A 15164-nucleotide genomic window follows, 5' to 3' on the forward strand; every position below is an offset into this window, starting at 1 on the left:
GCTGCGGCAATATATGGCGAGCTCCTATTACACGGGCGGCAAGTTGGGCTGAGTGATGGCGTCGCCGCCGCGGCAACTCGCGCTCTCGCTCGATCATGAGGAGAGATTGTCGCGCGAAGATTTCCTGCCCGGGCCGCCGAACGAGGCGGCGTTCGGCATGATCGAACGCTGGCCAGACTGGCCAGCGCATGCGCTTGCCATTGCCGGACCTGAAGGCAGCGGCAAGAGCCATCTCGCATCGATCTGGGCGGAGATGTCGGGCGCACGCGTCGTGTCCGCGCGCGCACTGCAGACGCCGATGCTGCCCGACGCTCTCGCGACCGGCGCGCTGGTGGTCGAGGATTGCAGGGCGGATGTCCTCGACGAGCGCGCGCTTTTCCATCTCCTCAATCTTGTGCGCGAGCAGGAAGCCTATTTGCTGATGACCGCGCGCACGCCTCCAGCATCCTGGCATGTTTCGCTGCCCGATCTCGCATCCCGGCTGCGCGCCGTGCCGGTCGTCCCGGTCTCGATGCCCGACGACGCGCTGCTGCGTGCCGTGACGGTCAAGCTGTTCGCGGACCGTCAGCTTGCCGTGGACGAAAGCCTGATCAGCTATCTTCAGACGCGGGTGGGGAGGTCGTTCGCAGAGGTGCAGGCGGCAGTGAAAGCGCTCGACCGAGAAGCGCTGCAGCGCAAAAGACCAGTCAATCGCGCGCTTGCCGCCGAACTTTTTCGAGATTCATTGCCCTAACCATTGAGGTCAATTCCCGGACGCGCTGTCATGGGCTAGTCACGAATTTGTCGTAACGTTCACGCTTTCCGGAACACTTCCATGCAAGAACGCGCCGAAACCATTGTTTTGAAAGAAGAATCGGGCCATCCGGTCCGGTCTCCGGAAGCCCGGCAACCGAACCTGATGGACAGCCCGGAACGGTTCATTAATCGCGAATTGTCGTGGCTGCACTTCAACCGGCGTGTTCTCGATGAGGCGGCCAACCCCAACCATCCGCTGCTTGAAAAGCTGCGCTTTCTGTCGATCTCGGCGAACAATCTCGACGAATTCTTCATGGTGCGCGTTGCCGCGCTGAAAGGCCAGGTGCGCGAGGGCGTCACGGATCTTTCTCCGGATGGTCTGACCCCGTCCGAGCAACTCGCGCGCATTTCGGAGGTGGTGTCTGTTTTGGCAAGCGACCAGCAGTCACGCTGGCGCGACCTGCGCGAAGAGCTGGCCGCTAACGGCATCGTTATCACCGACGCACTCGGGGTCACGCAGCAAGAGCAGGAATGGCTGGAAGAGCAGTTCCTGTCGGCGATCTTCCCGGTGCTGACGCCGCTGGCGATCGATCCGGCGCATCCGTTCCCGTTCATTCCCAATCTCGGTTTCACGCTCGCGCTGCAGCTCTCGCGCATCAGCGACGGAAAGGCGATGAACGCGCTGATCCGCGTTCCGCACAAGATCGACCGCTTCGTGCCGCTGCCGCGTGGCGGTGACGGTGCGCCGCTTCGTGTCATCACGCTCGAGCAGGTCGCGTGTCTGTTCATCGGGCAGTTATTCCCGGGCTATGTGATGAACGGCGTCGGCGCGTTCCGTGTCATTCGGGATTCCGAAATCGAAATCGAGGAAGAGTCCGAAGATCTCGTCCGCTCGTTCGAAAGCGTGCTCAAGCGGCGGCGGCGTGGATCGGTCATCCGGCTCGAACTCGAACAGGCGATGCCCGAGGATCTGCGCCGCTTCGTGCAGCGCGCCATGGGCGTGAACGACGACGAGACCTTCCTCGTCGAAGGCATGCTCGCGCTCAATGACCTGAAGGAGATCGTTGCGATCGGCCGGCCGGACCTGTTGTTCGCGCCCTATAATCCACGTTTCCCGGAACGCATTCGCGACCATGGCGGCGATTGCTTCGCCGCGATCCGGCAGAAGGATTTCATTGTCCAGCACCCCTACGAGTCATTCGACGTCGTGGTGCAATTCCTGCAGCAGGCTGCTCGCGATCCAGACGTGATCGCAATCAAGCAGACGCTGTACCGGACGTCCGCGGAATCTCCGATCGTGAAAGCGTTGGCGGAAGCGGCCGAGGCCGGCAAGTCCGTCACCGCGCTGGTCGAACTGAAGGCGCGCTTTGACGAGGAGGCGAACATTCGTTGGGCGCGCGACCTTGAACGCGCCGGCGTGCAGGTCGTGTTCGGCTTTATCGAACTGAAGACGCACGCCAAGCTGTCGCTCGTGGTGCGGCGCGAGGCCGGCAAGCTCGCAACCTATGTGCATGTCGCGACCGGCAACTATCACCCGATCACGGCGCGCATCTATACCGATCTGTCGTATTTCACCGACGATCCGGTGATCGCGCGCGATGTCGGGCGCATCTTCAATTTCATCACGGGCTACGCCGAGCCGGCTGAGCTCGAAGTCATGGCGGTGTCGCCGGTGTCGCTGCGCAAGCGGCTGGTCGAACACATCGACGCCGAAATCGGGCATGCGAAGGCGGGCCGTCCCGCGGCGATCTGGCTGAAGATGAATTCGCTGGTCGATGCCGGCATCATCGATAAGCTTTATCAGGCGTCGCAGGCCGGCGTGTCGATCGACATCGTGGTGCGTGGCATCTGCTGCTTGCGCCCGGAAGTTCCGGGCCTGTCCGAAAATATCCGGGTCAAGTCGATCGTCGGCCGCTTCCTCGAGCACTCGCGCATCTATTGCTTCGGCGCGGGCTACGGTCTGCCGCACCCGAACGCGGTGGTTTACATCTCGTCCGCCGACATGATGCCGCGCAACCTCGACCGCCGGGTCGAGGCGCTGTGCCCGATCACCAATCCGACTGTTCACGAGCAGGTGCTTGACCAGATCATGGTGGTCAATTTCAACGACAACGAGCAGAGCTGGAAGCTCTTGCCTGATGGCACCGCAACCCGCATAAGGCCCGCGAAAGGTGAGGAGCCTTTCAACGCGCAGAAATATTTCATGACCAATCCGAGCCTGTCGGGCCGTGGGAAATCGCTCAAAGAGTCAACGCCGCGCCGCCTCAGCCGCCGCCAGGACCGCCGGTAAAAAGACCGCCGGTAAAAAGACCGACGGCAAGAAGTCTGGCGGTAAAATGAGCCGCGGCAAGAAGGCCCGCGGCGAGAGGCATGCGCCAAATCGGCCCGAGCGGACTACGTTCCAGACATCGCTGGTCAAGGCATCATCTCCGGTGGAGACCGCACAGGGGCGGCTCGATCACGGGCCCACGGTGGCGGTCATCGACATCGGATCGAACTCGGTGCGCCTTGTGGTCTATGAGGGCCTCACGCGCAGCCCATCGCCGATCTTCAATGAGAAAGTGCTGGCCGGCCTCGGCCGTCAGGTGCAGTCCACAGGGTTGCTCGCGGCGGACGCCGTGGTCGTGGCGCTGACGGCGCTGCGTCGTTTCCGCGCCTTGTGCGACAATCTTCAGGTCGTCCGCCTGTTCGGCATCGCGACCGCGGCCTGCCGTGACGCGGAGAACGGCCCGGCCTTCATCGCGGAAGCGGAACGCATCTGCCGAGTCAAGATCGACATCCTTCCCGGCAAGCGCGAGGCGGAACTGGCGGCGCTCGGCGTGGTCTCCGGGATCTACAAGCCGGACGGCATCGTTGGCGATCTCGGCGGCGGATCGCTCGAACTGATCGATGTGCGCGGCGACAAGATCAGGCGCGGCGTCACGCTGCCGCTGGGCGGGCTCGCGCTCAAGGATGCGGCGGAGCAATCGCTGAAGCGCGCCGAGAAGATCGTCGAACGCGAATTGTCCGAGTTACCGATTCTGAAGGCGGGCAGGGGACGAAGCTTCTATGCGGTCGGCGGTGCATGGCGCGCGCTTGCCGGGCTGCATATGGCGCAGACCGGATATCCGCTGCATGTGATGCATGGCTACACCTTGCGCGCGCGCGAGGCGCTGGAGTTCTGCGAGCTGGTACAGCGCGTCGATCCCGAGACGCTGTCGCAGATCGAGGCGATATCCGCGGCACGCCGTCCGCTGCTTGGCTATGCCGCGCTTGTGCTTAGCCGGCTGATCCGCCGGATCAGGCCGGAGAATGTCGTGATTTCCGCGCTCGGCGTGCGCGAGGGGCTGCTCTATTCGATGCTGCGCGAGCGCGAGAAGGCGAAGGATCCGCTGATCGATGCGGCCCGCAATCTCAATCTGCTGCGCTCGCGCTCGCCGCAGCACGGCGAGGAACTGATCAAGTGGACCGACCGCCTGATGGATTCAAGCGGTATCGACGAAACTGCGGGCGAGCGGAGATTGCGCCACGCTGCGTGCCTCGTCGCCGATGTCGGCTGGCGCACGCATCCGGATTATCGCGGCGAGCAGTCGCTGAACCTGATCGCGCATGGTGATTTCGTTGCGCTCGATCATGCGGGCCGCGCCTATCTGGCGCTCTCGGTCTATTTTCGTCACGTCGGCATCATGCATGACGACGAATTGTCGCCGCGGCTGCGTGAACTGGCTTCGACCAGGATGCTCGATCGCGCGCGCATCCTCGGCGCTGCGATGCGGGTGGCCTATATGGTCTCGGCGTCGATGCCGGGTGTCGTGCCGACGACGCCGCTTTGCGTCGAGCGCGGAAAGCTCGTGCTCCGATTGCCCGGCGCGCAGGCAGCTCTCAACGGCGAGCGCGTGATGAACCGCATGCGCACGCTGGCGCGGCTGATCGGCCGGGAGCCGATCGTGCTCGAGGAATAGATCGCGTCACGACAGGTGGAATTCGACCGCCACCTGACCGCTGCCGCTCGAGGGGAAATAGTCGCAGAGCTGCTCGGCGCTGCCGGTGTAGCGATCCCATCCGAGCGCGCCGAACAGCATCACGGTGTCGGCCATCAGCGCCTCGCCGTTGCACTTGCGGGTATAGTCGGGAAGCATCGCGCAAAATTCCGCGAACCGTCCGTCGCGCCACAAGTCCAGCACGCGAAGATCCATCTGACGGTTGAACTCGCTGGAAATCTGGTTCCAGGCGTCCGGACCAAGCTGGCTGTTCGGAAACAACTGGTGCGAGAGCGAGCCGCTGGCGAGCAGGGCGACCTTGTATTTCGAGCGCTTGATCGCGCGATGCACGGCGGCGCCGAATCTGCGGTTCTCATCGACCGAGGCGAAGACCGGGGAGGCGATCGGCACGACGGAAAGCGCCTTGTCCGCGTTCATGTAATGCATCGGGACGATGGTGCCGTATTCCACCGGCATGGTCGGGATCTGGTGCGCCAAAGCGAGCGGACCGTCCTTCGCGGTCTCCGCAGCGATCAGGTCCGCGAGCTCTGCATTGCCGGGAAACTCGTAGCTCAGATCGTTGATCATGTGCGGCGCTTCCGGGCTCGTATAGCTGCCGCGGTGCCACGAATTGGCGTTGATGTGGAAGCCGAAATTGGAAATCCAGTGCGTGTCGAACACCACGAAGGTATCGGCGCCGCGTTCCCGCGCCCGCTGCCCGATCAGTTTCAGCGCATTGATCGGGCCGTCGCGCGTGCCCTTCAGCGGCTCCGTGTGCTCCGACAGCATCAGAGACGGCACATGCGTGACCTTTGCGGCCAGGACCAGTTCGCCCATTTGCGGCATTCTCCCGAAATAATTTTCGGAAGCTTAGAGAGCGCGCACCTGCGCAAACTTGCGCTAGATCAAGACGAAGGATGCGGTGAGGCGAGGGCTTCGCCTCACGCGACCGGGGCGTCCCTGTTCGAGACCTGCGTCAGGAAGAACACGGTTTCCTCCGCAGCCTCTTCCAGTGCCGTATAGCGGCCGGACTTGCCGCCATGCCCCGCGCCCATGTTGGTCTTGAGCAGGAGCGTCCGGTCGTCCGTCTTGGTCGCGCGGAGTTTGGCGACCCATTTGGCCGGCTCCCAATAGGTTACGCGGGGATCGTTCAGTCCGGCGGTCACCAGCATGGCCGGGTAGTCCTGCGCCGAGACGTTGTCGTAGGGGCTGTAGCTCAGGATGTATTCGAACGCCGCCTTGTCGGTGATCGGATTGCCCCATTCCGACCATTCGCCGGGCGTCAGCGGTAATGTCTCGTCGAGCATCGTGTTGAGGACGTCGACGAACGGCACGTGTGCGCCGATTGCGCCGTAGAGCTCCGGCGCCTGATTGACGATCGCACCCATCAATTCGCCGCCGGCCGATCCGCCCGCGGCGGTGACGCGGCCCGGCGCAGCGAAACCCTGCGCGATCAGGTAGCGCGTCACGTCGACGAAATCGTTGAAGGTGTTGGTGCGCTTGTCGAGCTTGCCGTCGAGATACCAGCCGAAACCGAGATCGTCTCCGCCGCGGATATGCGCGATCGCGCAGGCGAAGCCCCGATCGAGAAGCGAGAGACGATTGGTCGAGAAGCCGGGCGGGACCGCATGGCCGTAGGCGCCGTAGCCATAGACGTGCAGACGGCCTTTGCCGTCCTTCACGAAGTCCCGTCGGTAGACGATCGAGACCGGCACCATGACGCCGTCGCGCGCGGGCGCCATCAGCCGTTCGGTGACGTATTGCGACGCGTCGTAACCGCTCGGGATCTCGCGAACCTTCAGCGTCTCGAGTCGCCCGTCGCCGAGGTGATAGTCGTAGACGGTGTTGGGCGTGACCATGGACTGATAGGTCAGGCGAAGCCGGTCGACCTCATATTCCCGATTGCCGGCAAGGCCCGCGACGAAACTCGCTTCGGGAAATGCGATGTAACGCTCCGCACCGTCCGCATAGTCGCGCAGCCTGATCTGTGACAGGCCGTCGATCCGCTCTTCGATCACCATCAGATTCCTGAAGGTGGTCAGGCCGAGGATGTAGTGGCGATCGCTGCCGGCGATGATCTCGGTCCATTGCGACGGCGCCGATACCGGTGCGGTCACCACCCGGAAATTCAGGTGCGTGTCGTTGGTGCGGATGTAGAGGGTGCCTTCGCGCTCATCGAGATCGTAGAGGCGTTTGGGGACACGCGGCGAGACGAGGATCGGATCGGCTGAAAAGTCGGCGAGGGGGATCAGCCGGATCTCGTTGCTCGCGTGATCGCCGGACGAGAAGGTGGCGAAGCGCCGCGACTGGGTCCGTCCGAGGCTCACCGTGAATTGCGGATCGTGCTCGCGATAGATCTCGCGGTCCGCGCTCTGCTGATCGCCCAGCCGATGGTGCCAGACCGCTTTCGAACGCCAGTTCTCGTCCGCGTCGGTGTAGAGAAAGCTCCTGGAATCCGCGGCCCAGATCAGACCGTAGCGCCAGTTCTCGATGACGTCAGGCAGGTCGATGCCGGTCGCAATCTCGCGGACCTTGAGGACGAAGCGTTCCGATCCGTTGGTGTCGACCGCATAGGCGAGCAACCGCCCGTCCGGACTGACCGCGTGTCCGCCCAGCCGGAAATAGTCGTGGCCCGCGGCGAGTGCGGGCTCATCGATGATGACTTCGTCTGCGCCGCCAGCGAACTTGCGGCGGTACCATTTCGGATATTCGCCGCCGGCGTCGAAGGCGTTCCAGTAGAGCCAGTCACCGTCCCTTTGCGGGACGCTGGAATCGTCGTCCTTGATGCGGCCTTTCATCTCGCTGACGATGGTGTCGACCAGCGCGCGATGCGGCGCCATCGTCGCTTCGAAATACGCGTTCTCGGCATTCAGATAGCTGAGTATCTCGGCATCCTTCACGTCCGGATAGCCGGGATCGCGCAGCCAGGCATACGGATCCTCGACGGTGATGCCGTGCCGGGTGAAGGAATGCGGCACGCGCCTGGCGAGGGGAGGTGTGACGGATTTGTTGGTCATTCGTTGCATCATTCATTTGTCGAACGAAGCGTCGTCAACGAAGCGTCGCTTGAACTCCGTTCATTCCCGCGAAAGCGGAAAACCAGTACTGTGAATGCGTTTCCCCGCTTTCGCGGGGACGGGCGCACAACTTCAATCCGGCGCAGCAGGCCTAACCGCGCTCAAGCGTAGTTACGCGGCCCTTTTCGATCGCGAGCGCAAGCTTGCCCGACTTCAGCGCCAGCGCCTTCTCGCCGAACAATTCGCGCCGCCAGCCCTTGAGGGCAGGGACGTCGGCGCGGTCATCGGCCGCAATGCGCTCGAGATCGTCCACGGTCGCAATGACCTTGGCAGCCACGGCATGCTTCTCGGCCGTCATCCGCAGGAGAACCTTCAGAAGCTCGACGGTCGCCGACCCGTTCGGGACCGGTTTTGCGCGCTCGATGGTTGGCAGCGTCTTCGGATCGCGCTCCAGTCCGCGCTTGACGACCTCCGGAATTTCCGCGCCCCAGCGCGAGCGCTCGAATCCCTTCGGCAGGGACCGCAATGTCGAAAGGCGCTCGATAGTGGTCGGGGCCTGGATCGCGATATCGGCCACGAGGTCGTCCTTCAGCACGCGCCCGCGCGGGATGTCGCGCGCCTTGGCTTCGCGTTCGCGCCAGGCCGCCACTTCCATCAGGACCGCGAGTTCCTTCGGTTTGCGGACGCGCGAGCGCAGTCGCTGCCACGCATTGTCCGGATCCATCCGATAGGTCTCGGGCGAGGTGAGAACGTCCATCTCCTCGCTCAGCCATTCGGTGCGACCGCGTTTTTCAAGATCGCTCCGCAGTTTGCGATAGACGTCGCGCAGATGAGTGACGTCGGAGATCGCGTATTCGATCTGCGCCTTGGTCAGCGGCCGGCGGGTCCAGTCGGTGAAGCGCGAGGACTTGTCGAGCGTGTCACCGGTGATGCGCTGCACGAGCTGATCGTAGGAGACGGAATCGCCGTGTCCGAGAACCATCGCCGCGATCTGCGTATCGAAGACCGGATGCGGGATCAGGTTGGCCCGATGCCAGACGATCTCGATATCCTGGCGCGCGGCGTGAAAGACTTTCACGACGCTCTCGTTGCCCATCAGGTCGAAGAACGGCTTCAGGTCGATGTCCGGCGCAAGTGCATCGACCACCACGGCTTCGTCGGTGGTGGCAAGCTGGGCCACGCAGAGCTGCGGATAGTAGGTCGACTCGCGCAGAAATTCGGTATCGACCGTGACGAAGGGGTGCTTTTGGATCCGCTCGCAGGCTTCGGCCAGTTCCTTCGTTGTCGTAATCAGGTCCATTTCGTCTCGGTCACCCACGTACGCGCGGCATCATGATGAAGTCCCACGGGCTCGGCATGGGGCCGACCGGCATGTCGATCAGCGTCGGGCCGCCCCGGCGCTTGAAGCCGCGTCGGAGCGCCGCGCGCAGCTCTGCTGGACTTTCCACCCGCTCGGCGGCAGCGCCGAAGCTCTCGGCGAACTTGACGAAGTCGGGATTGGTCAGGTCGCTCGCGATGGTGCGGCCGCCATACCATTCCTGCTGGATCAGCTTCACGTTGCCGTAGGAGTTGTTGTTGAAGACAACGGTGACCAGCGGAATCTTGTGTCGCACGGCGGAGGCAAGCTCGCTCGCCGTGTAGAGGAAACCGCCATCGCCCGAGATCGACAGCACCGGGACGTCGCGTCGCGCGTCCTGTACGCCGAGCGCGGTCGCAAAGCCCCAGCCGAGATTGTCCTGATAGCCCGGCGAGATGAATGTGCGCGGCTTGTAGACCGGCATCGAAAGGCGCGCGGCGAACCCGATCTGCGTGACCTCGTCGACGAAGATGCCGTCTTCCGGCAGTTCGGCGCGGATCGCTTCGAGGATCGCCATCTGCGGCACGAGCCGCGAGAGCCGCTTGCGGAGCTTTGCCTGCCGCTCTTCCATCTCGGCCTTGCGTGACTTGCGCCTGGTGTTATGCGCGGGCAGGGCAGCGAGAAGCTTGCGAAGAACGTGGGCGGAATCGCCGAGCAGGGTGACGTCCGGCTTGCCGGCGCGTTCTGGCTCATCCGGATCGGCCTCGACGCGGATCACTTTCAGGTCCTTGTCGGTGCCCCAGACCGTCAGTTGCTGCAGCAGCCGGCTGCCGACGCCGATCACCACATCGACCTCGGGCCACATTTCGTGCGCGAGCGGCAGCGTGATCGAGAGCGGATCGCGGCTGTCGAGGATGCCGCGGCCGCGGCGATAGCCGAGCACCGGCGCCTGCAGCATTGCAGACAGTCGCGTGACCTCTTTCGACGCGTCCTGCGCACCGCCGCCGCAGACGATCATCGGGTTCTTGGCGGCGCCGAGGAGCTTCGCAGCGGCGGTAATCGCGTCGTCGTCGACCGGCAGCTCGATCGGGTCGAGCGGGGCGAAATCGACCACTGGCTCGGCGCGGCCCCAGACATCCATTCCGCATTCCAGCGCGGCCGGGCCCGGACGGTCGATGAACATGGACCGGACGGCCTCGGCGACCATGCGGGGGGCGTCGGCGGCGCGCGGGATGCGGGCGGAGTGATCGACCAGCCGCGCTATAATACCGGCCTGGTCGCGGATCTCGTGCAACTGGCCGAGGTCGCGCCGGATGGTGCTCTGGGGGATCTGGCCGATCAGGCCCAGGACCGGGGCATTCATGGAATAGGCGGTCAGGAGGGCGGCGCCGGTGTTCAGGAAGCCGGGTCCGGGCACCACGCTGTAAACCTGCGGATTTCCGGTCGCCAGCGCCGCTCCGAGCGCCATATAGGCGCAGCCCTGCTCATGGCGGGTATGGACGACCCGGACCCGGTTCCCGGCCTTGTAGAGGGCGTCGAAGAAGTGGTCGTTATGGACCCCGGGCAGGGCGTAGACGGTATCGATGCCGTGCGAGAGCAGGGCGTTGACGACCGCCTGTCCGGTGGTCATCCGGACCGCCTGCGTACCGTTTTTGGTGCGGGCGGCTGTTTTCTTGGTCCGTTTCGGCATTGATTCCACAAATGTGCGTTGTGAGCGCGGTGGCTCGGAAATTCACTCACTCTCACTGCAGGCAAAACAAGGGAATTTCGGAGCCACCGCGCTGGGGTCATGGACTTGCTGGCGGCCTTCGATTCCGAAATTCGCTCCGGTCTCGCTGCAAGTCTTGCGAATTTCGGAATCGGGACGCCAGCCCTCAGAATGCAGATCGAGGCCGTTCTGTCGAGGAATTCCCTTGCCTTGACAAAGCACGACCCCCATGCGCTTTTCCCGCGCCTCCAGCCCACTTTCCGCGACGAATCGACCGAAAGACCGCCATGCATCGTTATCGCTCCCATACCTGCGGTGCCCTCCGCGAGAGCGACATTGGGACGTCCGTACGCCTGTCCGGATGGGTCCACCGGGTCCGCGACCACGGCGGCGTCCTGTTCATCGATCTGCGAGATCATTATGGGCTGACCCAAGTGGTGGCCGACCCTGACAGCCCGGCCTTCAAGGACGCCGAGAAGCTCCGCTCGGAATGGGTGGTGCGCGTGGACGGAAAGGTGCGCAAGCGCCCGGCCGGGACCGAGAACCCGGACCTGCCCACCGGCATGATCGAAGTCTTCGCGAACGAGATCGAGGTGCTGGGCCCGGCGGGCGAATTGCCCATGCCGGTCTTCGGCGATCAGGAATACCCGGAGGATATCCGGCTGCGTTACCGCTTCCTCGATCTGCGGCGCGAGCGGCTGCACAACAACATCATGAAGCGCGGCCAGATCATCGACTCGATCCGCCGCCGCATGAAGGAGGGCGGGTTCTTCGAATTCCAGACCCCGATTCTGACCGCGTCCTCTCCGGAAGGCGCGCGCGACTATCTGGTCCCGTCGCGCATTCATCCTGGCAAGTTCTACGCGCTGCCGCAGGCGCCGCAGCAGTTCAAGCAGCTGATCATGGTGTCGGGTTTCGATCGCTATTTCCAGATCGCGCCCTGTTTCCGTGACGAGGACGCGCGCGCGGACCGTTCGCCCGGCGAATTCTATCAGCTCGATATCGAGATGAGCTTCGTGACACAGGAGGACGTGTTCAACGCGGTGGAGCCGGTACTGCGCGGCGTGTTCGAGGAGTTCGGCGGCGGCAAGCCGGTGACGCAGAAATTTCCGCACATCGCTTATGCGGATGCGATGCGGCTCTACGGGTCGGACAAGCCGGACCTGCGCAATCCGATCAGGATGGCGAATGTCACCGATGCCTTCCGTGGTTCGGGCTTCAAGATTTTCGCGAACATGATCGCCAACGATCCGGCGGTCGAAGTCTGGGCGATCCCGGCGAAAACCGGCGGCAACCGCGCGTTCTGCGATCGCATGAATTCATGGGCACAGAGCGAAGGCCAGCCGGGCCTCGGCTACATCTTCTGGCGCGAGGGCGAGGAGGGCGGCGCCGGTCCGCTCGCAAAGAATATCGGACCGGAGCGCACCAGGCAGATCGCGGACCAGCTTTCGCTTGGCGTCGGTGATGCCGTGTTCTTTGTTGCCGGCAAGCCGAAGGATTTCGTGAAGTTCGCCGGGCTCGCGCGCACCCGCGTCGGCGAAGAGCTGAAGCTGATCGATACCGATCGCTTCGAGTTCTGCTGGATCGTCGACTTCCCCATGTATGAATGGAGCGAGGAGGAGAAGAAGATCGACTTCTCCCACAATCCGTTCTCGATGCCGAACATGCCGGTCGACGAGTTTCTCGCGCTCGATCCGAGCGATCACGACAAGATCCTTGGCATGAAGGCGATCCAGTACGACATCGTGTGTAACGGAACGGAATTGTCGTCCGGCGCGATCCGGAACCATCGTCCCGACGTTATGAAGAAGGCTTTCGCGATTGCGGGCTACGACGAGAGCGTGCTGGAGGCGAAGTTCGGCGGCATGCTGCGCGCGCTGTCGCTCGGCGCCCCGCCGCACGGTGGTATCGCCCCCGGCATCGATCGCATCGTCATGCTGCTTTGTGGCGAGGAAAACCTGCGCGAGGTCGTGCTGTTCCCGATGAATCAGCGCGCCGAGGACCTGCTGATGGGCGCGCCCTCCGAGGTCACACAGAAGCAACTGCGCGAACTGCATATCCGGCTCAATCTGCCGCAGAAGTAAGTCCCTTTCGGTCCGTCATCGTTCATGGTGCCGGACGGGAGTTTCTCATGCCGTCTGTAATGTCCAACCTGTCCGATGATCTGAAGACCCAGGCGCTGGCCTATCACCGTTTCCCGAAGCCCGGGAAGCTCGAGATCGCAGCCACCAAGCCGCTCGGCACCCAGCACGATCTGGCGCTGGCCTATTCGCCGGGGGTCGCCGCTGCCTGCGAGGCGATCGCGGCCGATCCGCGCGAGGCGGCGGAACTGACCGCGCGGCAGAATCTCGTCGCCGTGATCTCGAATGGCAGTGCGGTCCTCGGCCTCGGCAATATCGGCCCGCTCGCATCCAAGCCCGTGATGGAAGGCAAGGCCGTCCTGTTCAAGAAGTTCGCCGGCATCGACGTGTTCGATATCGAGATCGATGCGCCGGAAGTCGCGCGCATGGTTGACGTCGTATCGGCGCTGGAGCCGACCTTCGGCGGCATCAACCTCGAAGACATCAAGGCCCCGGAATGCTTCGATGTCGAGGCGCAGCTCAAGGCGAGCATGAAGATCCCAGTGTTCCACGACGACCAGCATGGCACTGCCATCATCGTTGCGGCCGCAGTAACAAACGCGCTCTTTCTGTCGGGCAAGAAAATCGAGGACGTGAAGATCGTGACGTCCGGCGCCGGCGCCGCTGCGCTGGCCTGCCTCAATCTGCTCGTGGAGCTCGGCGCGAAGCGCGAGAATATCTTCGTCTCGGACATCGAGGGGGTTGTCTACAAGGGCCGCCCGAAACTGATGGACCGCTGGAAAGACGTCTACGCGCAGGAGACCGCCGCGCGGAAGCTCGGCGACATCATCGGTGGCGCCGACATCTTCCTTGGCGTGTCCGCGGGCGGCGTGCTGAGCGGCGACATGGTGAAGCGGATGGCCGATCGGCCGCTGATCATGGCGCTCGCCAATCCGATGCCGGAAATCATGCCGGACGAGGCGCGCGCCGCGCGACCGGACGCGATGATCTGCACCGGCCGCTCGGACTATCCGAACCAGGTCAACAACGTCCTCTGCTTCCCCTATATCTTCCGTGGCGCGCTCGATGTCGGCGCCACCACCATCAACGAGGCGATGAAGCGCGCGGCGGTGGAAGCCATTGCGGCGCTGGCGCGCGAAGCGCCGTCCGATGTCGCGGCGATGGCCTATGGCGGCGAAGCCCGCACCTTCGGGCCAGGCTCGCTCATTCCCAACCCGTTTGATCCGCGTCTGATCCTGCGCATTGCGCCGGCGGTCGCCCGCGCGGCGATTGAATCGGGCGTGGCGACGCGCCCGTTCGGCGATTTCGAGGCGTATCTCGAGCGCCTCAATCGCTTCGTGTTCCGGTCCGGCTTCATCATGAAGCCGGTGTTCCGCCGGGCCAAGGAAGAGCCCAAGCGAGTGATCTATGCTGAGGGCGAGGACGAGCGGGTGTTGCGCGCGACGCAGGTCGTGGTCGAGGAGGGGTTGGCGCGGCCGATCCTGATCGGCCGGCCATCGGTGGTCGAAACGCGACTGGAGCGTTACGGCCTGTCGATCCGGCCCGGCCGCGACTTTACGCTGATCAATCCGGACGAGGATCCGCGCTACCGCGAATTCGTGCAGGCCTATGTCGAGTCCGCCGGACGGCGCGGCATCACGCCGGACGCCGCGCGGACCATCGTGCGCACCAACGCGACGGTCATTGCGGCGCTGTCGGTGCGGCTGAAGATCGCCGACGCCATGATCTGCGGACTGGAAGGCCGCTACATGGCCCATCTCAAGAGCATTCGCGACGTGATCGGCCTTGCGCCGGGCGTCAACGAATTCGCAGCGCTTTCGCTGGTGATCACCAACAAGGGCGCCTATTTCCTCGCCGACACGCAGGTGACGCCGGAGCCAAACGCGGAAGCGATCGCAGATATGGCGGTGCTTGCCGCCGCGCATGTGCGCAGATTCGGTCTTGAGCCGAAGATCGCGTTGCTGTCGCATTCGGATTTCGGGTCGTTCGACAGCGCGTCGGCATCGAAGATGCGGACGGCCTTGCGGCGATTACAGGAGCGGCACCCCGAGATCGAAGCGGAAGGCGAGATGAACGGCGATACCGCGCTCAGCCCGATGGTCCGTGAGCGGGTCTTCCCGCATTCGCGCCTCAAAGGCGAAGCCAATGTCCTCATCATGCCGAACCTCGACGCCGCCAACATTGCCTATCAGATGACCAAGGTGCTGGCGGATGCGCTGGCGGTCGGCCCGATCCTGATCGGCGCTGCGATGCCCGCGCATATCCTGACGCCATCAGTCACCGCGCGCGGCGTGATCAACATGACTGCCCTCGCAGTGGTCGAGGCGCAGGGCGCGCGGACCTGACATCCGTCTCCGGATGCCCGGC

General features: G+C 63.8%; 9 protein-coding genes. 5 read left to right on the top strand and 4 right to left on the bottom strand.

All coding sequences use genetic code 11. The features are described from left to right. The first annotated feature begins 55 nt into the window (after window positions 1-55). The 3 genes from VNZ93_RS15475 (at window position 56) to ppx (ending at window position 4676) form a co-directional block, all read left to right on the top strand. Window positions 56-733 carry a chromosomal replication initiator DnaA gene (locus VNZ93_RS15475; protein ID WP_325706822.1) on the top strand — a complete coding sequence of 226 codons (678 nt, stop codon included), beginning with the start codon at window positions 56-58 and terminating at the stop codon, window positions 731-733. An 81-nt stretch (window positions 734-814) separates the two neighbouring features. Then, window positions 815-3025 carry an RNA degradosome polyphosphate kinase gene (locus tag VNZ93_RS15480; RefSeq protein WP_325706824.1) on the top strand — a complete coding sequence of 737 codons (2211 nt, stop codon included), beginning with the start codon at window positions 815-817 and terminating at the stop codon, window positions 3023-3025. A gap of 46 nt (window positions 3026-3071) precedes the next feature. After that, entirely contained in the window at window positions 3072-4676 is a 1605-nt protein-coding gene (gene ppx, locus VNZ93_RS15485; protein WP_325706827.1) for an exopolyphosphatase, read from the top strand. A gap of 6 nt (window positions 4677-4682) precedes the next feature. On the opposite strand, the gene hpaD is transcribed toward ppx, so the two are convergent. From hpaD to VNZ93_RS15505, 4 genes are all read right to left on the bottom strand, one after another. Next, window positions 4683-5531 carry a 3,4-dihydroxyphenylacetate 2,3-dioxygenase gene (hpaD, locus tag VNZ93_RS15490; RefSeq protein ID WP_325706830.1) on the bottom strand — a complete coding sequence of 283 codons (849 nt, stop codon included), beginning with the start codon at window positions 5529-5531 and terminating at the stop codon, window positions 4683-4685. A gap of 104 nt (window positions 5532-5635) precedes the next feature. Beyond that, window positions 5636-7711 (bottom strand): S9 family peptidase, encoded by a 2076-nt coding sequence (locus tag VNZ93_RS15495; RefSeq protein WP_325706833.1) that lies wholly within the window; start codon window positions 7709-7711, stop codon window positions 5636-5638. A gap of 151 nt (window positions 7712-7862) precedes the next feature. Beyond that, the gene (gene rnd / locus VNZ93_RS15500; RefSeq protein ID WP_325706835.1) at window positions 7863-9011 is read right to left on the bottom strand and encodes a ribonuclease D; all 1149 of its coding nucleotides are present in this window, start codon (window positions 9009-9011) and stop codon (window positions 7863-7865) included. A 10-nt stretch (window positions 9012-9021) separates the two neighbouring features. Then, window positions 9022-10698 carry a thiamine pyrophosphate-dependent enzyme gene (locus tag VNZ93_RS15505; protein ID WP_325706838.1) on the bottom strand — a complete coding sequence of 559 codons (1677 nt, stop codon included), beginning with the start codon at window positions 10696-10698 and terminating at the stop codon, window positions 9022-9024. Window positions 10699-11003: 305 nt separating this feature from the next. On the opposite strand from VNZ93_RS15505, the gene aspS reads away from it, so the two are divergent. Further along, the gene (aspS, locus tag VNZ93_RS15510; RefSeq protein WP_325706841.1) at window positions 11004-12800 is read left to right on the top strand and encodes an aspartate--tRNA ligase; all 1797 of its coding nucleotides are present in this window, start codon (window positions 11004-11006) and stop codon (window positions 12798-12800) included. 47 nt (window positions 12801-12847) lie between these two features. Further along, window positions 12848-15142, top strand: a complete 2295-nt coding sequence (locus tag VNZ93_RS15515; protein WP_325706844.1) for an NADP-dependent malic enzyme — start codon at window positions 12848-12850, stop codon at window positions 15140-15142. Window positions 15143-15164: the final 22 nt, after the last annotated feature.

Source organism: Pseudorhodoplanes sp. (genome assembly GCF_035565795.1).
Classification (GTDB): Bacteria; Pseudomonadota; Alphaproteobacteria; order Rhizobiales; family Xanthobacteraceae; genus Pseudorhodoplanes.

Coding starts and splice junctions, on each gene's coding strand:
- VNZ93_RS15475 (WP_325706822.1), top strand. CDS start 56: ATGGCGTCGCCGCCGCGGCAACTCGCGCTCTCGCTCGATCATGAGGAG.
- VNZ93_RS15480 (WP_325706824.1), top strand. CDS start 815: ATGCAAGAACGCGCCGAAACCATTGTTTTGAAAGAAGAATCGGGCCAT.
- ppx (WP_325706827.1), top strand. CDS start 3,072: ATGAGCCGCGGCAAGAAGGCCCGCGGCGAGAGGCATGCGCCAAATCGG.
- hpaD (WP_325706830.1), bottom strand. CDS start 5,531: ATGGGCGAACTGGTCCTGGCCGCAAAGGTCACGCATGTGCCGTCTCTG.
- VNZ93_RS15495 (WP_325706833.1), bottom strand. CDS start 7,711: ATGACCAACAAATCCGTCACACCTCCCCTCGCCAGGCGCGTGCCGCAT.
- rnd (WP_325706835.1), bottom strand. CDS start 9,011: ATGGACCTGATTACGACAACGAAGGAACTGGCCGAAGCCTGCGAGCGG.
- VNZ93_RS15505 (WP_325706838.1), bottom strand. CDS start 10,698: ATGCCGAAACGGACCAAGAAAACAGCCGCCCGCACCAAAAACGGTACG.
- aspS (WP_325706841.1), top strand. CDS start 11,004: ATGCATCGTTATCGCTCCCATACCTGCGGTGCCCTCCGCGAGAGCGAC.
- VNZ93_RS15515 (WP_325706844.1), top strand. CDS start 12,848: ATGCCGTCTGTAATGTCCAACCTGTCCGATGATCTGAAGACCCAGGCG.